This is a genomic window from Serratia sp. D1N4, from assembly GCF_054552755.1.
This window is the reverse complement of the sequence record NZ_CM137274.1, coordinates 2,337,097-2,359,303: the sequence shown is the minus strand read 5'-3', so window position 1 is coordinate 2,359,303 and position 22,207 is coordinate 2,337,097. Positions and strand designations below refer to the sequence as shown.

Genomic DNA, 22,207 nt, shown 5'->3' with positions numbered 1-22,207 from the left:
CGTATCTTGTTTTTTTTTGAAAACCCATAAGAATTTTCAGACCACAGCGCTCATCCAATTTAACGTTATTTAATATACAAGTCCTCTTCTGGCACTAACCAGTTCATAGGTTGATCACTGTCTGAAATGAGCTGTGAATTACTCACAGGCTACAATCAGTGAATATGGGTATATTCTTAAGCGATTATACCGATTTAAAATAAATATCGAATTTGTCGCTATGCAAATTACCTTTGTAGTATTTAACATTTGAGTCAGGTATGATACTTTTAACCAAATGTATATCTGACATATCTACCTTACATCCAAAATAGACCGAAGTTAAAGCAGCTGGCCAAGGATGTAACTTATTACCTTGCTCAACTATATGCCTCCACTCCTGTTCGTATTCCCAATGTTTAGATTTTGAATGTAATATTCTTATTTTATTAGATAATGTATGTTCTTTATTTAAAATTGAAGTCGCATTTATCGAAGGATAATTATCATTGTAACTCATGGGTTTGTTTTTTTCATTGTCTGCTAAGGCTGTATTATGAAGACGTTCAAATTCTAAGCACATACCTTTATGTTCAGAAGCATAATGCGACCACATCAGTAAGTTTTTATTACTACTTGATAATGAAAGAACACCTAACTTTTCTATACCTTTCTCGAAGTTACGCAAAAGTTCGTCAAGAGATCTTTTGCTGAAAACCATCGCGTCAGACATGTCTTCATGAAAAATAGCAGATGATTTTTGAGAGTTCATTTCCTGTTCGAATACATACTTCTTTCCTCTCACATTAAATTTGGTGTCAAAAGGATCATTAAATTCTGCCGGTTTTGAGTACCAAATTTTCCGTTGCGCAAGAGCACTCAACTGATTCTTACCAATAGGGCAATATTTGAATAGAGATGTAATTTCAGGATGTATCACTAGCGTTCTCATATTGTCTTCATTATCAATAATGCAACTTTAGCATCTGAAATACCAGTACTAAATCTATCATTAAAATCAAAGTATTATGAGGCCTCTCATGGAAAAAATGCATTTAGACTTACATTCTTCAAGCATACGAACTGAGTTCATTGTCGTAGTACATTAGTCCTTTTGAGTTAAGTTAATAATGTCCTCTACTGGCACAACGCCGCCCACAACAGCATCACCAAACAGCCATAAGCGAGCAACGAACACTTTGCTGCCCGCTACCCGATATCAGAAGAAAATAACACCCGATGGCTGAAAATTCGTTATCATCCGCTCCCACTCTTTATCCGGGCAGCTTGATGTCTACGATTTTCGATACCTTTATTGCCCCGCCGTGCCATGACGAGATAGAAACGCTCTATCAGGACGATCACCTGGCGCTTATCAATAAACCCGCCGGGTTGCTCAGCCTTTCGGGGAAAAACCCGCAAAATCTGGATTCGGTGCATCATCGGCTGGTACAGATATTCCCCGGCTGCACCCTGGTCCATCGCCTGGATTTTGGTACTTCCGGGCTGATGGTGATTGCCCGCAATAAGGCTATCAATGCCGCCCTCTGCCAACAGTTCAGCCAACGCACTGTGACCAAAGTTTACAGTGCACTGCTCTGCGGGCATCTGGGCGATAACGAAGGCGTGATAGACGCAGCGATTGCCAAAGACCCGGCGCTGTTCCCGCTGATGTCGATTTGCGCAATCCACGGCAAGCCCGCTCGCTCCGGCTATCGGGTGGTGGAGCGCTTTTACCATGAGTTGGAAGATGGGGCGTTACTGCCGTTGACGCGGGTACAGCTAACCCCAGAAACCGGGCGCACCCACCAACTCCGCATTCACTGCCAGCAGTTGGGCCACCCTATTTTAGGCTGTGATCTGTATGGCGGCCGCCTGTTGCCGGGTACCGAAAAGACGCCACGGCTGATGCTGCACGCCAGTGAGCTGCATTTTGTTCATCCCATCAGCGGAGAACAAATCAGAGCACGTAATCCCAGCCCATTCTGAAAGCGCAAGTATCAATAATACCGCCGCGCAGTTGCCCGGCGTGGTGCCAAAGTGCATACGCAAACGCTTAATCAGATGCCTTTGATCGTAAAATCGGGCATCTGAAAGCATTCATTACCACATCAAATCATCAGGCACTTTAAAGTCGGCATACGGATCTTCTTCATCTTGCTCTTCCTGACTAAGCGCACTATTTAGTACAATACTGTTCGCATCTCGCTGCGCAATTTTATCGGCGACGCTCGCGGGGATGATGGCATATTGGCTCATGCCACTGTTATCAACAACCAAACGAGCAATGGCGAGACGGCCACTAATCAGCTGAGCTTGAGTAGGCTTATCGACCACTATTTTTTTAATTAAATTATTATCGGTGAAGTTAAAATCAATATCCCCCCTTGAAATGACGACTCGGTTCATTTCAATAAGCTGCTTCACCTGAGCTTTATATTCTTTAGATAAAGCAGCTTGTTTTTGTTGCTCATTGAGCTGTTTATCACGCTCAAGCTGTGCTTTTTTATTTTCTTCCACGGCCTCTCTTGCCTCACGAGCCTGAACCCGTGATTTTTTAGCCGTTCTTTGGACTTTGGCCATTTTCTTGCTGCTCACTAATCCAGCTTTCAGCATCTGTTCTTGCAAGGTAAGTTTTGTCATCTTCGTTTCTAAACCCGTTGAATAATGTGTGGGATTATACCTGTAATTTTTGAGGCTGTAGTAGCAGCATGAACGAATACATCTCAGCAAGCGGCATAAAGCATCCCCCCATCACTGCCTTAAACTGCCGCTCACCGCAGCCAACGACGTCAACCTGCTACTCATCACTCGATTCTTGCCGCCACGCTTGGCGGCATACAGTGCCTCGTCGGCCATTTCTATGGCTTTTTCAATCGTCATTCCAGGCAAAAACAGCGACGTGCCGATAGAAATAGTCAGGCGGATCTCTTTCCCCTCCTCTGTTTTGAAGCAGGAATTTTCAACCTTGCTGTGAATACGCTCCGCCACCGCATTAACCTGCAACGGTTCATAGCTGGAAGTGATAACGATAAACTCCTCACCGCCATAGCGCCCAACGAAATCCTCGTTGCGGACACTGTCTTGCAGAATACGGCCAATGCCGGTCAATACCTGGTCCCCCGCCAGATGGCCGTAGGTATCATTCACCTTCTTAAAATTATCCAAATCCAGCATCATCAAGCCACAAGCTTGGCGCTGCGTCTGTAGCATCATCATTTTTTGATCGATGCTGGCACGGTTATTAATGCGAGTAAGGCTATCTATGGTCGCTTTATTACGCATTGAAAAGAACGCCTGGATATGACGCTCGTTAAAACTCAAGGCATGGTAGCAAATGATCAGACAGAGCGCGAAAGCCGCCTGATAAAGCAGGATATTCGGCCATAATTCGCGGGAGTGGGTTTGTGTGCTGACCACGGCAATGCGATATAGCACAATCATGCCGATGGTGAGATAAAAAATCCGATGCGATTTTTTTCGCCATACGGCAGAGAACAACAGCGGCAAGATAACCGAAGCAATAAACAGATTATCGAGCGTAAAACCGCCGGTAGAAATGAAGCTGACCAGAAAGCATGCCAACCCACTCACACCGCCGCCAAAAAAGATGGCGAGAATCATCGGGATCATGCCAAAACTATAATAAACACCAGCAGCAAACTGGAGCCGCTGCTGATTCAGATAAAGTACCGCCAAACCGGCAATTAACCCAAATAGTATGCGTTTCCACCATTCAGACTGGTAAGAAAACGGTGCATTCTTGCTCAGGGCAAAATAGCTCAGCGACAAGGTGGCATAGGTGATGCAGACATCACTATAGAAAGAGGAAATTGACGCGATATAGGTCATAAACATTCAGCATACCCCCAGAGATTCAGCAGGGTGATTCGTATCAACAGATCCTTGCCTCACCCACTCCGGTCACTGACATCATGCTCAGGTTAATAATAGCTCAGCAGTGCTAAGTTATGATAAGGCTGTCTATAACAATCCCTCAGATCAGGCTAGTCTGTTATTAATCTTGCTAAGGGGAAATGTCATGAGTATTGAAGACGATTTACACGCATTGGCCATGCAGGAAACGGCATTAACCTTTCACCATTTCGATCACGCAGCCGCGTGGGAATTAGGGATGGCACTGAAAGCGGCGGCCGAACAGCACCATCTGGCTATCGCTATTGAGATCCAACTTGCCGGGCAAACGCTGTTTTATTACGCCATGCAAGGCACCACGCCGGATAATGCCGACTGGGTACGCCGCAAACGCAATGTGGTTAACCACTTCCATAAAAGTTCCTATGCCGTTGGCCTGCGCCTGCAACAGCGCCAGGTCTCGCTGGAGGAACGCTATGGCCTCAGCGTTCGTGACTATGCGGCCTATGGCGGCGCATTCCCGATCCGGCTGGCCGGCGTTGGCTGCATCGGTACGATCGCCCTCTCCGGCTCACCGCAGCACGAAGATCATAATCTGCTGGTAGACACTCTGGCGCAGTTTCTCGGCTTATCCCTGCCAGCGATGCACTAAGCGCTAAAAACCTCACTTATCCTATCAACTCAGGCCGGTAACCCCCGGTCTGAGCGGGTTGCCCATTGCCGCAATTATGGCGCATTGATACAGGTCTAAGTATCCTTACACAGAAAGGAGTATGATATCTCTCAGTTATTCGAGACGGACCTCATCTGGCCCGCCATTCCTTTCTCTTTTCTAGATTTGGTTTGCAACTTAGATGAAAACTCACGAAATTAACGGCATTCGTCCTTTTAGTGCGCTGATTGATGCCTGCTGGCGAGAACCCTACACGCTTCAACGTTTGCTGAAAGATGCCATTGCCGGGGTAACCGTCGGTATTATCGCCATTCCGCTGGCGATGGCGCTGGCGATTGCCAGCGGTGTTCCGCCACAGTACGGGCTTTACACTTCGGCGATTGCCGGGATCGTGATTGCCGTCGGCGGTGGTTCACGCTATAGCGTCTCCGGCCCTACCGCCGCATTTGTCGTCATTTTATACCCCGTTTCGCAGCAGTTCGGGCTTTCTGGCCTGTTGATTGCCACCATGATTTCTGGCCTGTTCCTGCTGCTGATGGGGTTGGCGCGCCTTGGCCGGCTGATTGAGTATATCCCGCTGTCGGTCACGCTCGGTTTCACCTCTGGGATCGCCATCACTATTGCCACCATGCAGGTGAAAGACTTTTTTGGCTTGGCTGTGGCGGAAATGCCGGAAACTTACGTCGGCAAGCTGTACGCACTGCTACACGCGCTGCCCAGCTTCGATTTCGGTGATACGCTGATTGGCGTTGTCACCCTGTTGCTCTTGATCCTCTGGCCAAAGTTGGGGCTGCGGGTGCCCGGCCACCTGCCCGCACTGCTGGCGGGGACCGCGCTGATGGCAATCTTGGCGCTGTTTGACCATCAAGTCGCCACCATTGGTTCCCGTTTCAGCTTCCAACTGGCCGACGGTAGCCAAGGCCAAGGGATCCCGCCGATTCTTCCGCAACTGGTATTACCCTGGGATCTCCCCGCCAGCGGTGGCAAACAAATAGAGCTGAGTTGGCATCTGCTTTCCGCGCTGTTGCCCGCTGCGTTCTCCATGGCGATGCTCGGTGCTATCGAATCGCTGTTATGCGCCGTGGTGCTGGATGGCATGACCGGTAAAAAGCACAACTCCAATACCGAGCTGATTGGTCAGGGGGCGGGCAACATTATCGCGCCGTTCTTTGGCGGCATTACCGCCACGGCAGCCATTGCCCGCTCAGCCGCCAACGTGCGGGCGGGGGCAACATCGCCGATCTCTGCCATCATTCACTCGCTGCTGGTGCTGCTGGCATTATTGGTGCTTGCTCCATGGCTGTCTTATCTGCCGCTTGCCGCCATGGCCGCGTTGCTGCTGATGGTCGCGTGGAATATGAGTGAAGCGCACAAGGTGGTTTACCTGCTGCGCCGGGCACCGAAAGACGACATTCTGGTGATGATGCTGTGTATGTCACTGACTGTGCTGTTCGATATGGTGATCGCCATTACCGTCGGTATCGTACTGGCTTCGCTGCTGTTTATGCGGCGCATTGCGCGCATGACGCGTTTGAGTGAGCTGAGTGCAGAAAATGGCATTCTGGTGATGCGCGTCAACGGCCCGCTGTTCTTCGCCGCCGCTGAACGTATCTTCAGCGAATTACTGTTACGCAGCGAGGGTTATCACACCATTGTGTTGCAGTGGGATGCGGTACCGGTGCTGGATGCTGGCGGGCTGAACGCTCTGCAACGCTATATTGATACCCTGCCCGCCGGTAAACAGTTGGCAATCACCGATATTCCATTCCAACCGCTGAAAACATTAGCACGCGCCCGCATGCAGCCCATCGACGGGAAATTGCATTTCTACCCGACGCTGCCGGAAGCCCTAACCGCGCTCAGTGCCCAATAAAATAAACAGAAAGGCCCGACAACATGAGTTGCCGGGCCTCTTTTCTTAATGCACAACCCTCGACTTAATTGCTGGTATCCAGCTCTGGGAAGTTCTTCACCAGTTCGTCAATGGCTTTCATCTGCATCAGGAAGGGTTCCAGCTTATCCAGCGGCAACGCAGACGGGCCGTCACACTTGGCGCTGTTCGGTTCTGGGTGAGCTTCGATGAACAGCCCCGCCAAACCTACCGCCATACCGGCACGCGCCAGTTCGGTTACCTGCGCACGGCGGCCGCCGGAAGCGGCACCGAACGGATCGCGGGTTTGCAACGCGTGGGTCACGTCGAAGATCACCGGATGACCACCGGTCACGTTCTTCATCACGTTGATGCCCAGCATGTCGACCACCAGATTGTCGTAACCAAAGTTGCTGCCGCGATCGCACAGGATCACCTGATCGTTACCGCCTTCTTTAAACTTATCGACGATATTGCCCATCTGACCAGGGCTGACGAACTGGGGTTTTTTGACGTTAATCACCGCGCCGGTTTTGGCCATGGCTTCAACCAAATCGGTCTGGCGCGCCAGGAAGGCAGGTAACTGAATCACATCAACCACTTCAGCAACCGGCTTCGCCTGCGCAACTTCGTGCACGTCGGTGATCACTTTCACGCCGAAGGTGCTTTTGATTTCTTGGAAGATTCTCATCCCCTCTTCCAAGCCTGGGCCACGATAGGAGTGGATGGAAGAACGGTTGGCTTTATCAAATGACGCTTTGAAAACGTAAGGAATACCCAGTTTTTGCGTCACGGTGACGTAGTGTTCGCAGATGCGCATTGCCAAATCGCGTGATTCGAGCACGTTCATACCGCCAAACAGCACAAACGGCAGGTCGTTCGCTACCTTGATGTCACCAATGCTAATTACTTTCTGTTTCATGCTTGCGCCTTTATTTCGGAATTAATTAATGCAGCGTAACCTGCTTCAGTTCAATCGCGTGGATCTGGATTTTAATCACTTCACTGATCGGGTCTTCAGGGCACTGTTCAACAAAATAGTTAAGATCGGAAATCGCGATATGGTTGCACTCCAACTGCGCGTAGATCAGCCCGCGATCGCGGATTTCATAAGGGTCGTCCGGATCAAAGCTCAACACGGCTTCGCTGGCTCGCAGCGCCAGTTCCATCTGCTTCTCTTCCATCAGGGCTGCTTTCAGCGTATCCAGCATCTTGCGCACCACCTGAATGTTTTCTGACTCATCCAGGTCGTCATCTTCCAGCTCAGCGCCCAGGCCCAAGTTGCCCTTGATCCACACTTCCAACTGATGTTCGTTCAACGTTTCACCGTTCAGCGGGTTGATTAACCACATTTCTTCATCCAGCCAGTCGGCGCGCAGGATTAACTGCGTGGGGAAAATCACCGGCATCAGCGGGATGTCAATTTGTTGCGCGATGTACAGGAAAATCGTGCCTAATGAAACCGGTGTGCCCTGCCGTGCGTCCAAGACTTTATCCAGCCAAATGGCATCGGACAGACGATAAACGCCGCTGGCACCACCAAAGCCCCAGGTTTTGAAAAACAGCTCAATGAGCGCATCCAGTTGCTGCTCCTGGTTGAGATCGTCCGGAATAGCCGCGCGTGCTTCATCGGCCAGTTGCTGCAACCTGCGCGCCACGTCAGCAGCAGGGAAATCGCGCCGGATGGCCTGTGACACCTGGATCACGCCGTCACTCAACGGTGAGGTGTTAAATTCGAAATCAGCAATGCTACTCATAGGTATCCCATCAGAAACGGTATTTTCGTCGTGGCAAGTTTAATTATCAGGTACAGACAACCCAGTGCCAGAACAAACGCCAACGTGCGCTGAGTCCAACCCTTGGTTTTCTTGCCCAATGCGACGTAGCCAAGCAGGATATAGATGATAACGCCAAACAGCTTCTCGGTCAGCCATGAGTCCATGCTCAACAGGGGGTAAAATTTGAACATTACCACCAACGCAATCCCGGTCAGGAACAGCAGCGTGTCGTTGACATGGGGCGTTATCTTCACCCAACGCTTCTGCATCATAGCCGAGTCGCGCCATTTCCAGAAGAATCGCAGTACAAACAAGATAATACTGGTGACTACCGTCAACAAATGCAGGTGTTTTAACGCCATATAAGCTGCCATGGTGCTTCCTTAATTCTTATTGTGATTTTTGGCCTAGAGTCACACGATCGTTGCCGCCATAATCGCGGCAGGTTTCAATAGCCCTAAATCCTGCTTCCTTGAGTAACGCACGCACGCTTTCCCCCTGCTGCCAACCATGTTCCAGCAATAGCCAGCCCTGCGGCTGCAAATAGCCCGGCGCATGCTGCACGATCGTTGCCAGATCCGCCAGCCCGTGCTGAGCGGCAACCAGCGCGCTGCTCGGCTCAAAACGCACATCGCCCTGCGCCAGGTGGGGATCGGCGGCATCAATATAAGGCGGGTTACTGGCGATCAGCGCAAACTGCTGCCCGGCAACCGGCGTAAACCAACTGCCCTGCCTGAAATGTGCATTACCGATCGCCAGTTTCTGCGCATTATGCTGCGCCAGCGCAACGGCGTCGGGCTGCAGATCGATACCCGTTACCTGGCAATTTGGGCGTTCGCTGGCCAACGCCAGTGCAATCGCGCCAGTGCCGGTGCCGAGATCGAGGATCGCGCACGGCTCAGCGGGTAAACGCTGTAGTGCTAACTCCACCAGGCATTCGGTATCTGGACGCGGGATCAGGGTAGCTGGCGAAACCGAGAGCGGCAGCGACCAGAATTCACGCTCGCCCACCAGATAGGCCACCGGTTCACCACGCTCGCGGCGGGCCAGCAGCGTGGCTAATTGTTCGGTTTGCTGTGGCGTCAGCAAGGTTTCACCAAACGCCATCAGGAACGTGCGGGCACGGCCGGTAACAAAACCCAACAGGATTTCCGCATCACGCCTGGCGCTTTCGCTCGCAGCCAAGCGGACAACCGCGGTTTTCAGCCAGGTTTGATAATCCATTACTCAGGCTCTGCCGAAAGCGCAGCCAACTGATCGGCTTGATATTCCTGCACGATCGGCTGAATCAGCATATCCAATTTGCCTTCCATCACTTCATCCAGGCGATAAAGCGTCAGGTTGATGCGGTGATCGGTCACGCGCCCCTGCGGGAAGTTATAGGTGCGGTTGCGATCGGAACGATCGCCAGTGCCAAGCAGGTTGCGACGCGTCGAGGCTTCTGCCTGCTGGCGCTTGGCCATTTCGGCAGCACGGATGCGCGCACCCAGCACCGACATCGCTTTGGCTTTGTTCTTGTGCTGTGAACGCTCGTCCTGGCACTCCACCACAATACCGGTCGGCAAGTGGGTAATACGGATCGCCGAATCGGTGGTGTTAACGTGCTGACCACCGGCACCGGATGAACGGAAAGTATCAATACGCAGATCGCTCGGGCTAATATCCGGCAGTTCGGCCTCCGGTATTTCTGGCATCACCGCCACGGTGCAGGCAGAGGTATGAATACGGCCCTGCGACTCGGTTTCCGGCACGCGTTGCACGCGATGCCCACCCGATTCAAACTTCAACTGGCCGTAAACCCCGTCGCCAGAAACTTTGGCGATCACCTCTTTGTAACCACCGTGCTCACCTTCGTTGGCACTCATGATCTCCACCCGCCAGCGGCGCATTTCAGCGTAACGGCTGTACATGCGGAACAGATCGCCGGCGAAAATGGCCGCTTCGTCGCCACCGGTACCGGCGCGCACTTCGAGGAAGCAACCGCGCTCGTCGTCAGGATCTTTCGGCAACAGCAATACTTGCAACTGCTGTTCCAGCTCTTCCGTCGCCGCTTTGGCCTGTTTCAGTTCTTCCTGTGCCATTTCGCGCATTTCAGGATCGTCCAGCATCATTTCTGCCGCTTCGAGATCGTCCTGCACCTGACGCCATTCCAAGAAACAGCGGCTAACATCGGTCAACTGTGCGTATTCACGCGACAGCCCGCGAAACCGATCCTGATCGGCAATAACCCCGGCATCACCGAGCAGCGCCTGTACTTCTTCATGGCGCTCTTGTAACGCTTCCAGTTTGGCAACAATAGAAGGCTTCATGCGTGGTTTTAAACCCTGTTAATAAGAGAGAACTAAGCTAATCCAGCCCGAGGCTGTCGCGTAAAATTTGCAACCGCTCCATGTCGCCATCGCTGGCGGCTTGTTGGAGGGATTTGGTAGGGGCATGAATAAGACGATTGGTCAGCTTGCGAGCCAGTTCCTGAATAACCAACTCAACATCAGCACCCTGCGCAATGGCAGCCAGCGCTTTCGATTCCATTTCTACCCGGACCTGTTCGGCCTGCGAACGGTAGTCGCGGATGGTTTCTGTCGCGCCCTGCGAGCGCAGCCAGGCCATAAAATTGATGCTTTCCTGCTGAACGATCGACTCAGCCTGCACCGCTGCCGCCTGGCGCTGCGCCAGGTTGTTCTGAATGATGGCGTGCAGATCGTCCACGCTGTACAGATAGGCGTTTGCCAGCTTGCCGACTTCCGGCTCGATATCACGAGGTACCGCAATATCCACCAGCAGCATTGGCTGATTGCGGCGCGCTTTCAGCGCACGTTCCACCATACCTTTGCCGATTATCGGCAGCGGGCTGGCGGTAGAGCTGATAATGATGTCCGCATCCGCCAGGCGTTCGTCGATTTCCGGCAAGGTGATCACTTCCGCACCCACCTCTTTCGCCAACAATTGAGCGCGTTCGCGGGTGCGGTTGGCAATAATCATGTGTTTTACGTTGTGCTCACGCAGATGGCGTGCCACCAGTTCAATGGTTTCACCCGCCCCCACCAGCAACACATTCAGTTCAGCTAGAGATTCGAAAATCTGGCGCGCCAAGCTACAGGCGGCAAAAGCGACCGAGACGGCACTAGCACCGATGTCGGTTTCAGTACGGACGCGTTTGGCAACGGAGAAGGTTTTTTGGAACAGTCGTTCAAGCTCGCCAGACAGCGACTGGCCACGTTGTGACTCAGCAAAGGCTTTTTTGACCTGCCCCAGAATTTGCGGTTCACCCAATACCAAGGAATCCAACCCGCTGGCGACGCGCATCAAATGGCTGACGGCCTCGTTACCCTGGTGCCAATACAGGCTTTTAGTGACTTCCTCAGGGCGCAGATGGTGATATTCGCATAGCCAGTTAACCAACTGTTCGTGCAGGTGTTCCTGCTGTTCCACGCTGAGATACAGCTCGGTACGGTTGCAGGTAGACAATACAACACCGCCTCGCACCAACGGCTGTTGGAGCAAGCTATTAAGCGCTTGTTCGATTGACTCTGGAGAGAAGGTTACCCGTTCTCGCAGAGAAACCGGTGCGGTTTTGTGATTAATACCTAACGCAAGCAGGGTCATTGCTTCGAGTAATACTTCTGTTGGTACGGGTTTTCGTTGATTGGCATTCTACTTGATGCACGACATCAATAAAAGTAACAACCGCATCTTCCCCCTAATCGCTGGTATAGTTATTTCCTTGCTGCGAGATGTTGAGTAACATTGTCGACGCCGGGGGTTCCCCGTGAACGTGAGTAGCAAATAAAAGGTTTCGTCGTACGTGCCCGTAAGGACAAAAGGACAACAAAAAGTTATGCCTATCCGCAAAGTTAATTTGCTTCGCCTGCTCCCATTGGCCAGCCTGCTGCTGACCGCCTGTACCCTCACCAAGCCCAGCGGCCCGGCAACCAGCCCCACTTCACCACAGTGGCGTGCCCACGAACAGGCCGTGCAGCAACTCAGCCAATATCAGACCCGTGGTGCTTTCGCCTATCTGTCCGATCAGAAAAAAGTCTACGCCCGCTTCTTCTGGCAGCAATATTCCCCCGAACGCTACCGTTTATTGCTGACCAATCCGCTGGGCAGCACGGAACTGGAGCTTAACGTGCAGAAGGAAGTGGTCCAGTTGAGCGATAGCCAGGGTAAACGCTATACCAGCAACGATGCGGAAGAGATGATCCGCAAACTGACCGGGATGGCGATTCCCTTGAACAACCTGCGCCAATGGATGCTGGGTCTGCCGGGAGAAGCCACCGATTTCACCCTCGACGATCAATATCGCCTGAGCAAGCTGACCTATCAGCAGGGTGCTCTCACCTGGGTGGTAACGTATCAGGATTACAACACCGACCAGCAACCGCCGTTGCCAAGCCGCCTCGAACTGCAACAAGGCGACCAGCGCATCAAGCTGAAAATGGATAATTGGACGCTGAAATGATTCGCCAATGGCCCTCTCCGGCAAAGCTTAATCTGTTTCTGTATATCACTGGCCGTCGTGCTGACGGCTACCATCAGTTGCAAACGCTGTTCCAGTTTTTGGATTATGGCGACACCTTGACCATCGAGCCGCGCCAGGACGACAGCATCCACTTGCTGACGCCGGTTGCCGGGGTGCCGAACGAACAAAACCTGATCGTGCGTGCCGCCCGTTTGTTGCAGGACTACTGCGCGGCTCACGCAATTAGCACCCCGCCGCGTGGCGCTGATATCAGCATTGAAAAGCGTCTACCGATGGGCGGTGGGCTGGGAGGCGGCTCGTCCAACGCCGCCACGGTGCTGATCGCACTGAACGAACTGTGGCAATGCGGTTTGCATGACGAGCAACTGGCAGAATTGGGGCTGACTCTTGGCGCCGATGTGCCGGTGTTTGTACGCGGGCATGCGGCATTTGCCGAAGGCATCGGCGAACAACTGCAACCGGCCGATCCGGCAGAAAAGTGGTATTTGGTGGCTCATCCCGGCGTCAGCATCCCCACACCGGTTATTTTTGCCGACCCGGAATTAAAAAGAAACACCCCGATTCGCTCGCTAAGTGCCCTATTACAGGCTCCTTACGCAAATGATTGCGAACCGATTGCAAGAAAACGTTTTCGCGAGGTTGAACAGCTTCTTTCATGGCTGTTACAATACGCGCCGTCACGCCTGACCGGCACAGGTGCTTGTGTGTTTGCAGAATTCGACTCCGAGCCCGCCGCCCTTCAGGTGTTAAATCAAGCCCCGGCCTGGTTGCGTGGATTTGTAGCGCGTGGTGTTAACATATCGCCACTACATCGCATCCGTTCAGGGCAGTCTGAGTCGTAGCTCAACGTTTCGCTGCGCAAGGTCGTTTATATTTGACCCTGCCATCTCGGCGCTGCCTGCGGTTCAATTTAGTTTTACATACCCGTATGGTTATTGCGTCGGTGTCGCCAACTGCCCCTTGGTGAAGACCGTATGACAATATCTTCTCTGGACGCAAGCCTGAGGTTCTTCTCGTGCCTGATATGAAGCTTTTTGCTGGTAACGCCACCCCGGAACTAGCACAACGTATTGCCAACCGTTTGTACACCAGCCTTGGTGACGCCGCTGTAGGTCGTTTTAGCGACGGCGAAGTGAGCGTGCAAATCAACGAAAACGTACGCGGCGGTGATATTTTCATCATCCAGTCCACCTGTGCACCGACTAACGACAACCTGATGGAACTGGTTGTTATGGTCGATGCCCTGCGTCGCGCCTCCGCAGGTCGTATTACTGCTGTTATCCCTTACTTCGGTTATGCCCGCCAGGATCGCCGTGTGCGTTCCGCCCGCGTGCCAATCACGGCCAAAGTTGTAGCTGATTTCCTCTCCAGTGTAGGGGTTGACCGCGTACTGACAGTGGATCTGCATGCTGAGCAGATCCAAGGCTTCTTCGATGTCCCGGTAGATAACGTATTCGGTAGCCCGATCCTGCTGGAAGACATGCTGCAACAGAATCTGGTGAACCCGATTGTGGTTTCCCCAGATATCGGTGGCGTAGTGCGCGCCCGCGCTATTGCCAAACTGCTGAACGATACCGATATGGCCATCATTGATAAACGTCGCCCACGCGCAAACGTTTCTCAAGTGATGCATATCATCGGTGACGTTGCAGGCCGTGACTGTGTGCTGGTTGACGATATGATCGATACCGGTGGTACTTTGTGTAAAGCGGCTGAAGCGTTGAAAGAACGCGGTGCCAAGCGCGTATTTGCCTACGCGACGCACCCGATCTTCTCCGGTAACGCCGTGGAAAACATCAAGCACTCGGTAATTGATGAAGTGATCGTCTGCGACACCATTCCGTTGTCGGCAGAAATCAAAGCGCTGAAAAACGTACGTACTCTGACCCTGTCCGGTATGTTGGCTGAAGCCATCCGCCGTATCAGTAATGAAGAGTCAATTTCTGCCATGTTTGAGCATTAATCCTCTGCACGGCGCAGCCAACCACTGCGCCGCATCAGTCGATTAAGAACAGCAGAAAGCAGAAAACCCGTTGAAGCTATCCGCAACAACGGGTTTTTTACTTGTTATGCAACATAGCCTAAAGCCTGCATCATTGGAAAAGGTTGATCAATGTGATGAACGATGCTGGTTATTATTCTTGCAGCGTTTATCAAAATGTTTGACCCACCAGTAACGATCGGCAACCTGTTCACGCCCGCCAATACGTGCCCCGGCCAACCACAACAACGCACCGATGAAAATACTCATAACGGCACCGTGAGCAAAGAACTGCGGCAGATTGAGTTGTGACACTTCAGCCAGAATGGAGTATCCGACACCAACGACCATCACCACCATTCCCAGTCCCATTAAAACGTTGCCCATTAAGCCAGCGTTTTTACGTTTCATATGCCACCTCCATCGCGTCATGTACCAATTCGGGATAACGCACAAACTGTTAACCCACTTCGATAAGTTAAGTATAGGCATGCATAGAGAAAGGGTATTGCGCTAGTGGTCACAAATGGCAAATAAACACTGACAAACCTTTACGTTATGCTAAAAATTAGCTAACAAACTGAATGATTTCTCTAATGTATTATTCGTTTTTCAGCCAATACAGCTTCGGCACGGTCAGGGCTTTTGTCATTCTGCGTGCCGACAGGTAAACTATCGCCCTTTCCATTATCTCGATCATAGTGAATCTCTCGTGAGCAGTATCAAATTGATTGTTGGCCTGGCGAATCCGGGCGCAGAGTATGCCCAGACGCGGCACAATGCCGGCGCGTGGTATGTCGATCTACTGGCACAACGCCACAACCAACCGTTGAAGGAAGAGAGCAAATTCTTCGGCTATACCGCCCGCTTGAATCTAGCAGGCAACGATGTTCGCCTGCTGGTCCCTACCACCTTTATGAATCTCAGCGGTAAGGCCGTCGCAGCCATCGCAACCTTTTATCGTATCCAACCGGAGGAGATTCTGGTCGCCCACGATGAGCTGGATCTGCCGCCAGGTGTGGCGAAGCTCAAGCTGGGTGGCAGCAATGGCGGTCATAACGGCCTGAAGGATATCCAGAGCAAGCTGGGCAACACCCCGAACTTTTACCGTTTACGTATTGGTATCGGCCATCCTGGCGACAGAAACAAAGTCGTAGGATTCGTGCTTGGCAAGCCGCCCGCAACAGAGCAAACGCTGATTGATGATGCTATCGATGAGTCACTGCGTTGTACGGAGATTTTGTTGCAGGAAGGCATGACAAAAGCAATGAACCGATTGCATGCCTTTAAGGCAGGTCATTGAAAGTTGGGCCAGATGGGGGCATTCTCACTCATTTGGCTCACTTTCTCATCGGGCAAAAACGGCACAACTTACTCTGTTCACAGTACGACTGTACGACCTGCCCACCACTGTGTACCGTAACACCCGCGATGGAACTCTCTTTCCCACTTTCTCTTGCCGCATGAAAAGGCCGCTCAATCAAAGTCTTTTTCCGTTCGTTACGAAAATGGATAACAAATGATATGACTGACAGCAATAAGAGTATCGGTGCTAGAAACGCATAGACTCCGTTCATTGAATAGTGTTCTCCCTTGGATATAAATATATCAAAAAAATAATACGCGGATATTATCTGAAAAAAATTATATCAACAACACTAACACATAAATTTACAATCATTAAGCTCCCCAACCAAATGCAATTAAGAAACTTCTCAGTCGAACAAGAAACATCTTAACTTTAAACTGTATAATTACTTATCACTGATTAAAGTATAGGCTAGTTTTAATATTAGCCTATATTTCTACAGGATAGTTCTTAATTTTGATTAAAAATAATCCTGTGTGATTTCATTCAGGAGACTGCAAGCCTTACCGATAGCCAACTCCCGCTCTACCCAGATGACTCCGCCGATGAAGAGCCGCAACAATTTATTAACTTATCGCCACTTCAAAAGACATCACCTTATCTTACCTGGCAAATTAGAATCAATGTCGGCCAATCACCTTGAAAGTCTTATTAACTTAAGTATTAATTAATGTTCCGATAACAGTATCAAATGATTACTCTTTAACGTTTCATTACAGAATATCCTGACTTGATAATATCAGGTCAGAATTAGCACAATGCATCCTAAGAATAATGAAACCATACTGCACATTAAAACATCTATTTAAAATGAAACTATTCTAGTGAATACGCTATATCTTGTTGCCAAGATCCTTAATTGCTCATTCTATACACAGCATCATCCCGGTTTTGACCACCTTGGGCAACACGCAAGGCAACTGTCAGATCGAGATAACCACGCATTACGTGTATAATAGTGAGATAACTTTGCCATTTATGCAGCAGGTTAAAACTAACCTGTTGATAGTTAAGATATTTAAGGTGATATAAACATGGGATTCAAATGCGGTATCGTCGGTCTGCCTAACGTAGGCAAATCCACCCTATTCAATGCGTTGACCAAAGCGGGTATTGAAGCAGCCAACTTCCCGTTCTGTACCATTGAGCCTAACACCGGTGTGGTGCCGATGCCTGATTCGCGTCTGGATCAGTTGGCTGAGATCGTCAAACCTCAGCGTATTCTGCCAACCACCATGGAGTTCGTTGATATTGCAGGTTTGGTCAAAGGGGCATCCAAAGGTGAAGGTTTGGGTAACCAGTTCCTGACCAACATCCGCGAAACTGAAGCGATCGGCCATGTGGTGCGCTGTTTTGAAAACGACAACATTATCCATGTGAATAACCGAGTTGACCCTGCCGACGATATTGAGGTAATCAATACTGAACTGGCACTCTCTGACCTTGAGACCTGCGAACGCGCAATCCATCGTGTGCAGAAGAAGGCTAAAGGCGGCGATAAAGATGCCAAAGCCGAACTGGCCGCCTTGGAAAAATGCCTGCCACAGCTGGAAAATGCTGGCATGTTGCGCGCGCTGGATCTGAGCGCTGAAGATAAAGCCGCTATCCGCTACCTGAGTTTCCTCACGCTGAAACCCACCATGTACATCGCTAACGTCAACGAAGACGGTTTCGAGAATAACCCGTACCTGGATAAAGTGCGTGAAATCGCGGCTGCGGAAGGTTCAGTCGTGGTGGCGGTTTGTGCCGCTGTTGAGTCTGACATCGCCGAACTGGACGATGAAGACCGTGCCGAATTCATGGCAGAACTAGGGTTAGAAGAACCCGGTCTGAACCGGGTGATCCGCGCAGGCTACGAGTTGTTGAATCTGCAAACCTACTTCACCGCTGGCGTAAAAGAAGTGCGTGCCTGGACTATTCCCGTTGGCGCGACCGCACCGCAGGCCGCAGGCAAAATCCACACCGATTTTGAAAAAGGCTTTATCCGTGCGCAGACCATCGCTTTTGAAGACTTCATCACCTATAAAGGTGAACAAGGCGCCAAAGAAGCTGGGAAAATGCGCTCAGAAGGTAAGGATTACATCGTTAAAGATGGTGACGTGATGAACTTCCTGTTTAACGTCTAAATAGTTTCACTCGTCTCATGGCGAGTCATAAAGACTGATAAACCTTATAAAATCCACACAGTTGTGTGGATTTTTGTTTTTATGTCATCTCACGTGCTTTCATGAAAGCGCAGTGAACAATGAGTACACAGGTGGGTACAATCAGTTCCCATCTCCGTTTTAGGTGAGTACAGCAACGGTATAAAAAAAATACAATAATACGTTATGCTCACTGATACACAATGTCGCACTGTCAAACCGAAATAAAAACCCAATCGAATCAATGACCTATACCTAGAAGTTAAACCCAACGGCAAGAAAGCATAGCGTTATCGGTTTAAACTCAGCGACAAATCCAGCATGTTTGCGCTGGGCGAATATCCGGCAGTGAAACTTGTCGAAGCGTGAGAAAAATGTGAGCAGGCACGTAAACAGGTCATGGAGGGAATAAACTCACACAAGCACGTCAGTTAGACAAAATCCGCAAGGTTAATGTTGTGGACGTTGGCACGCCCCGCAGAAGTCACAGAAGCGGAATGGTCGGAATTCGACTTAGAAAAAGCACTATGGTCCATCTCGGCAACTCGAATGAAAGCCCGGCGAGAACATGTTATTCCCCTTCCCCCTCAAGCTGTCAAAATGCTCAGAACGCTTTATGGTTTAACAGGTAGCAGCATCTCTTTCCGAAGCAGACGGCGCTTTTCGGGAGAATGTGTTTGGTCCCCCTACAACATTGTGACTTATAAGTTTTCCTTAATATTTTTAAGTAAGAACTTAAAGTTGTAAATTTTTTTGACTTTGATTTTTAGGTTAACTATAAGAGTAACTGCAGTAATAAATATAGATTAAAAGTGTCTGTCAGTACAGCAAGGGATTAACAATATCGGCTCGTACATTTCCCGCTCCAGTCGTAATATCGATACAGCTTCAGGATATCTACTGATGATATGAAGAGGTTTTATTAAGTAAAAGTAGAAATACACAAATGAAATTTTTAGTTTTTACATCTAAAAGGACATTTTATGGAAAATGTAATAATACCTTTAAGTGGCAATCCTGAAATTGATTTCATCCTGAGACAATACAAAGCATTGCCTAGTAACGGTGGTAACACATATACATGGAGCATGGCTAAAACCTCTTACACCAATCCTGGTCGTGACGCAGACTTGCTGATCGCGTATGCTCCGCACTTTGGATATAATTCATGGCAAAAGTTGATGTCGTCTGCCCTCAGTGCAATGAAACCTAGGGTGTACGATGTAACGGACATTCAGCATCCGGTGCCCAACGTTACATCTGCAAGCTCTGCTCAAAGACCTTTCAGCTCAACTTTAGCTATTCCGGTGCCAAACCAGACACACACCAAGCCATTGTTAATATGGCGATGAACGGTTCCGGGTGTCGCGATACCGCACGGGTTCTCGGCATCAGCCTCAACACGGTTCTGCGACACTTAAAAAAATTTCGCCAAAACAGGTAACTGATAATATCGACCCCAAAGCGGAAGTCATTATCTGCTGTGAAGCCGATGAACAGTGGTCTTACGTGCGGGTAAAGCCAATCCCCGGTGGTTGTTCTACGCTTATGACCGTATCCGCAAACGTGCTCTGGCCCACGTCTTCGGCCCGAGAAATGCCTCGACTCTGCAACGATTGCTGGCCCTGCTAAGCAAATTTAATATTGCCTTCTATATGACAGATGCCTGGCCGGTTTATAAGGTTCTGTTGAGCGCAACCAGCCACGTGGTGAGCAAGAAATATACCCAAAGGATAGAACGGCATAATCTTAATCTTCGCACACATATCAAGCGACTGACCCGCAGAACAATTTGCTTTTCGAAGTCAGAGGAAATGCACGATAAGATTATCGGTTGGTATTTTACTATTCATCATTATCAATAAATCTGCGTCACGACCGAAAACTAGATAGTATAAACACTGCTGATGGGAGATCATTAAGTATCAATCAGGTTGAAGCTCTAGTAGGGATAATGCAGAGAGAAACACCTCCACTATCACATACATCCATTATTGATGAATACCTCTCACTGAACTTAGGCGCTGTTATATAGTTGGTTTTAGTGTTCGGGTTAATTAAGCTATCAGTATGGTGAGGTTAAATGAGAGCTTAAAATTAAGCTCATGAAGCTCCCCTCCACAGGAGTAAGAATAAAAGTTATATCTTGTCCTTTGGTTGATACTCCGAGTGTTTATTATACTGAGATTCTGATTTAGCGGGTGTGGGATTTTGGGACGGCGCTCTAGGGGGGAGCTTTTAAGTACAGTAAGCATAATGTAAACTTGAGATTAATAAATTATTCCTTTACGGTTGCAGGGAAATGGCTATGCGGGGAAAAAATAATGGCGGCAGCGATGCGTTGCGTCAGCAACAGGTATTGACGCAGCTGATTCAACAAGGAAAAAAAGAGGAAGCCTGGAGAAAAATTCGCGCTCGCCTACTGTTTGCACCTAATGACGTTTGGTTTATTCATGAAGCTGCTCGTCTGGCGCGGCGAAATGGTCAACTTGAAGAAGCGGTGCGTTATTATCAACGCGGGCTGCGTCTCATGCCACAAGATGCTGGGCTGCTGAATGGGCTAGGGCTTACTCATTACGATGCAGGCCGTTTTGACGATGCGGAGAAATATTACCGTGCAGCGCTGAAAGCGCATCCCGGTTACGATGCATGTCATAATAATTATGCCATTCTGCTGGAAAAAACGCGGCGTTACGATGAGTCATTAGTGCAGTACCAATACGCTTTGCAAGCGATGCCGGATTATACCGAAGCACGTTACGGTATGAGTGCCGTATTAGCGTATATAGGCCGACTGGACGATGCCGAGCGTGAGATGCGTCAAGTGCTGAAGATACAACCTGCCGACCAGCGTTGTAATACTTCGTTAGGTATGGTGCTGTTGCAGAAAGGCCAGTATGCCGAGGGCTGGCGACGCTATCAATCCCGCTATGCTGCTAACAATCCGAAACGCTTCTTTGCTTTACCTGAATTAAAACAGCCTTATTGGCAGGGTGAAAATCTGGCAGGCAAGACGATTCTAGTAAAAACAGAACAAGGGATGGGGGATGAAATCCAGTTCTGCCGTTATCTGACACGACTAAAAGTTGAAAAGCAGGCCGCGCGCGTCATTATGGTAGGGCGTAACACTCTGCGTCCCTTAATCAGTCAAATTCCGAACCTGGACGAGTACATAGTGGTGGCGGACGAACAACCGCTCCCAGCCTTCGACTGTTGGAGTATGTTGCTGGATCTGCCGCAACATTTTATCGCTTCATCTCAACCTTTTGCTCCGGAAGGCCGTTATCTTTACTGCGATAAGGCTCATGATGCTCGCTGGACACTGGCTGGCAACAAACTGAAGGTAGGGCTAGTGTGGAAAGGGGCTGTTGGGCATGCCAACGATCGCAACCGTTCGCTACCACATTTATCTGCGTTAGCCACGCTGCTCAAGTTACCTGATATAGAATGGGTGAGCCTGCAAAAAGGGGCTGGCGAAGATGAGGTGACTGAATGGCCACAGCTACGCCCATTCGGTGCCATGTTTAACGACTACCTTGATACAGCGTCGGTTATCGAACAATTGGATCTGGTTATCGGTGTGGATACGTCGGTGATCCATCTGGCGGGGGCGATGGGAAAACCCTGCTGGGTCATGTTGGCTGCAACAGCAAGAGATTGGCGTTGGCAGGCGCACAGGGAGGATTCATCATGGTATTCCAATACCCGATTATTTTCACAGGAGTACGGTGAGAAAGACTGGTCAGCAGTAATTGCCCGCCTGCAACGTGCCTTGTTGGAGTTGATTGATGCCTAATTTTATGCGGGAACCGCCGTTGATTGCAGATCGGGCGGCTTTCTATGTCAGGTCGCTATAGGTAAGCAGTTGGCGATTAGTATCAACGCTGATTTTCAGGTCAGAATGTGCAGCCCAGTACAGAAAATATCGACATCGATACTCGACGAAGACTGCTTTTTTGATATGTAACCCGACTAAACTTTAATTGCATGAGGGCGACATCTCGGCGTACATGCGCTATCGGTTTAACAAGGCAGGACTCAAGCACGTGTTAGACCG

Annotated in this window: 19 protein-coding genes and 2 pseudogenes; 11 read left to right on the top strand and 10 right to left on the bottom strand. The window is 50.0% G+C overall.

What is annotated here, in order from left to right:
* Nucleotides 1-184: 184 nt before the first annotated feature.
* Nucleotides 185-931 (bottom strand): DUF2971 domain-containing protein, encoded by a 747-nt coding sequence (locus ACX1CU_RS10195; protein WP_459402438.1) that lies wholly within the window; start codon nucleotides 929-931, stop codon nucleotides 185-187.
* Nucleotides 932-1,269: 338 nt separating this feature from the next.
* Between ACX1CU_RS10195 and ACX1CU_RS10190 the strand changes: the two genes are divergently transcribed.
* Nucleotides 1,270-1,968 (top strand): RluA family pseudouridine synthase, encoded by a 699-nt coding sequence (locus tag ACX1CU_RS10190; RefSeq protein WP_459402437.1) that lies wholly within the window; start codon nucleotides 1,270-1,272, stop codon nucleotides 1,966-1,968.
* A 114-nt stretch (nucleotides 1,969-2,082) separates the two neighbouring features.
* Here the strand turns inward: ACX1CU_RS10190 and ACX1CU_RS10185 are convergent, their stop codons facing one another.
* Both ACX1CU_RS10185 and ACX1CU_RS10180 read right to left on the bottom strand, forming a co-directional pair.
* Complete coding sequence (locus ACX1CU_RS10185) at nucleotides 2,083-2,622, bottom strand: DUF2058 domain-containing protein (protein ID WP_459402436.1); 540 nt, start codon at nucleotides 2,620-2,622, stop codon at nucleotides 2,083-2,085.
* A 111-nt stretch (nucleotides 2,623-2,733) separates the two neighbouring features.
* The gene (locus ACX1CU_RS10180) at nucleotides 2,734-3,831 is read right to left on the bottom strand and encodes a GGDEF domain-containing protein (RefSeq protein WP_459402772.1); all 1,098 of its coding nucleotides are present in this window, start codon (nucleotides 3,829-3,831) and stop codon (nucleotides 2,734-2,736) included.
* Nucleotides 3,832-4,021: 190 nt separating this feature from the next.
* Between ACX1CU_RS10180 and ACX1CU_RS10175 the strand changes: the two genes are divergently transcribed.
* Nucleotides 4,022-4,507 (top strand): heme-degrading domain-containing protein, encoded by a 486-nt coding sequence (locus ACX1CU_RS10175; RefSeq protein ID WP_459402435.1) that lies wholly within the window; start codon nucleotides 4,022-4,024, stop codon nucleotides 4,505-4,507.
* A 202-nt stretch (nucleotides 4,508-4,709) separates the two neighbouring features.
* The gene (dauA, locus tag ACX1CU_RS10170) at nucleotides 4,710-6,401 is read left to right on the top strand and encodes a C4-dicarboxylic acid transporter DauA (protein ID WP_459402434.1); all 1,692 of its coding nucleotides are present in this window, start codon (nucleotides 4,710-4,712) and stop codon (nucleotides 6,399-6,401) included.
* A 64-nt stretch (nucleotides 6,402-6,465) separates the two neighbouring features.
* Here dauA and kdsA read toward each other — a convergent pair whose 3' ends face one another.
* Genes kdsA through hemA form a run of 6 tightly spaced genes read right to left on the bottom strand, consistent with a single transcriptional unit; the run spans nucleotide 6,466 to nucleotide 11,779 of the window.
* A complete protein-coding gene (gene kdsA / locus ACX1CU_RS10165; protein ID WP_459402433.1) occupies nucleotides 6,466-7,320 on the bottom strand; it encodes a 3-deoxy-8-phosphooctulonate synthase in 855 nt (284 codons plus the stop codon).
* A 25-nt stretch (nucleotides 7,321-7,345) separates the two neighbouring features.
* The gene (gene sirB1 / locus ACX1CU_RS10160) at nucleotides 7,346-8,155 is read right to left on the bottom strand and encodes an invasion regulator SirB1 (protein ID WP_459402432.1); all 810 of its coding nucleotides are present in this window, start codon (nucleotides 8,153-8,155) and stop codon (nucleotides 7,346-7,348) included.
* Nucleotides 8,152-8,550 carry a SirB2 family protein gene (locus ACX1CU_RS10155; protein ID WP_459402431.1) on the bottom strand — a complete coding sequence of 133 codons (399 nt, stop codon included), beginning with the start codon at nucleotides 8,548-8,550 and terminating at the stop codon, nucleotides 8,152-8,154. Before ACX1CU_RS10155 ends, sirB1 begins: the two co-directional genes overlap by 4 nt.
* 16 nt (nucleotides 8,551-8,566) lie before the next feature.
* The gene (prmC, locus tag ACX1CU_RS10150) at nucleotides 8,567-9,400 is read right to left on the bottom strand and encodes a peptide chain release factor N(5)-glutamine methyltransferase (RefSeq protein WP_459402430.1); all 834 of its coding nucleotides are present in this window, start codon (nucleotides 9,398-9,400) and stop codon (nucleotides 8,567-8,569) included.
* Entirely contained in the window at nucleotides 9,400-10,485 is a 1,086-nt protein-coding gene (prfA, locus tag ACX1CU_RS10145; RefSeq protein WP_459402429.1) for a peptide chain release factor 1, read from the bottom strand. Before prfA ends, prmC begins: the two co-directional genes overlap by 1 nt.
* Nucleotides 10,486-10,522: 37 nt before the next feature.
* On the bottom strand, nucleotides 10,523-11,779 hold the full coding sequence (gene hemA / locus ACX1CU_RS10140; protein ID WP_459402428.1) for a glutamyl-tRNA reductase: 1,257 nt from the start codon (nucleotides 11,777-11,779) through the stop codon (nucleotides 10,523-10,525).
* Between the two features lie 232 nt (nucleotides 11,780-12,011).
* Between hemA and lolB the strand changes: the two genes are divergently transcribed.
* From lolB to prs, 3 genes are all read left to right on the top strand, one after another.
* Complete coding sequence (lolB, locus tag ACX1CU_RS10135; RefSeq protein WP_459402427.1) at nucleotides 12,012-12,635, top strand: lipoprotein insertase outer membrane protein LolB; 624 nt, start codon at nucleotides 12,012-12,014, stop codon at nucleotides 12,633-12,635.
* Nucleotides 12,632-13,498, top strand: coding sequence for a 4-(cytidine 5'-diphospho)-2-C-methyl-D-erythritol kinase (ispE, locus tag ACX1CU_RS10130; RefSeq protein WP_459402426.1), 867 nt, complete (start codon nucleotides 12,632-12,634; stop codon nucleotides 13,496-13,498). The genes lolB and ispE overlap by 4 nt, the downstream gene beginning before the upstream one ends.
* 173 nt (nucleotides 13,499-13,671) lie before the next feature.
* Nucleotides 13,672-14,619 carry a ribose-phosphate diphosphokinase gene (gene prs / locus ACX1CU_RS10125; RefSeq protein WP_095996084.1) on the top strand — a complete coding sequence of 316 codons (948 nt, stop codon included), beginning with the start codon at nucleotides 13,672-13,674 and terminating at the stop codon, nucleotides 14,617-14,619.
* 147 nt (nucleotides 14,620-14,766) lie between these two features.
* Here prs and ychH read toward each other — a convergent pair whose 3' ends face one another.
* Nucleotides 14,767-15,048 (bottom strand): stress-induced protein YchH, encoded by a 282-nt coding sequence (gene ychH / locus ACX1CU_RS10120; RefSeq protein WP_459402425.1) that lies wholly within the window; start codon nucleotides 15,046-15,048, stop codon nucleotides 14,767-14,769.
* A gap of 301 nt (nucleotides 15,049-15,349) precedes the next feature.
* Here ychH and pth point away from each other — a divergent pair, with 301 nt between their 5' ends.
* From pth to ACX1CU_RS10095, 5 genes and pseudogenes are all read left to right on the top strand, one after another.
* The gene (gene pth / locus ACX1CU_RS10115) at nucleotides 15,350-15,940 is read left to right on the top strand and encodes an aminoacyl-tRNA hydrolase (protein WP_459402424.1); all 591 of its coding nucleotides are present in this window, start codon (nucleotides 15,350-15,352) and stop codon (nucleotides 15,938-15,940) included.
* Between the two features lie 1,100 nt (nucleotides 15,941-17,040).
* Nucleotides 17,041-18,132 carry a redox-regulated ATPase YchF gene (gene ychF, locus ACX1CU_RS10110; protein WP_459402423.1) on the top strand — a complete coding sequence of 364 codons (1,092 nt, stop codon included), beginning with the start codon at nucleotides 17,041-17,043 and terminating at the stop codon, nucleotides 18,130-18,132.
* Nucleotides 18,133-18,390: 258 nt separating this feature from the next.
* Nucleotides 18,391-18,780: pseudogene (locus tag ACX1CU_RS10105) on the top strand (Arm DNA-binding domain-containing protein); the annotation flags it as partial.
* Between the two features lie 538 nt (nucleotides 18,781-19,318).
* Nucleotides 19,319-20,015: pseudogene (locus ACX1CU_RS10100) on the top strand (IS1 family transposase).
* Nucleotides 20,016-20,458: 443 nt separating this feature from the next.
* Nucleotides 20,459-21,946 carry a tetratricopeptide repeat protein gene (locus ACX1CU_RS10095; protein ID WP_459402422.1) on the top strand — a complete coding sequence of 496 codons (1,488 nt, stop codon included), beginning with the start codon at nucleotides 20,459-20,461 and terminating at the stop codon, nucleotides 21,944-21,946.
* Nucleotides 21,947-22,207 lie beyond the last annotated feature (261 nt).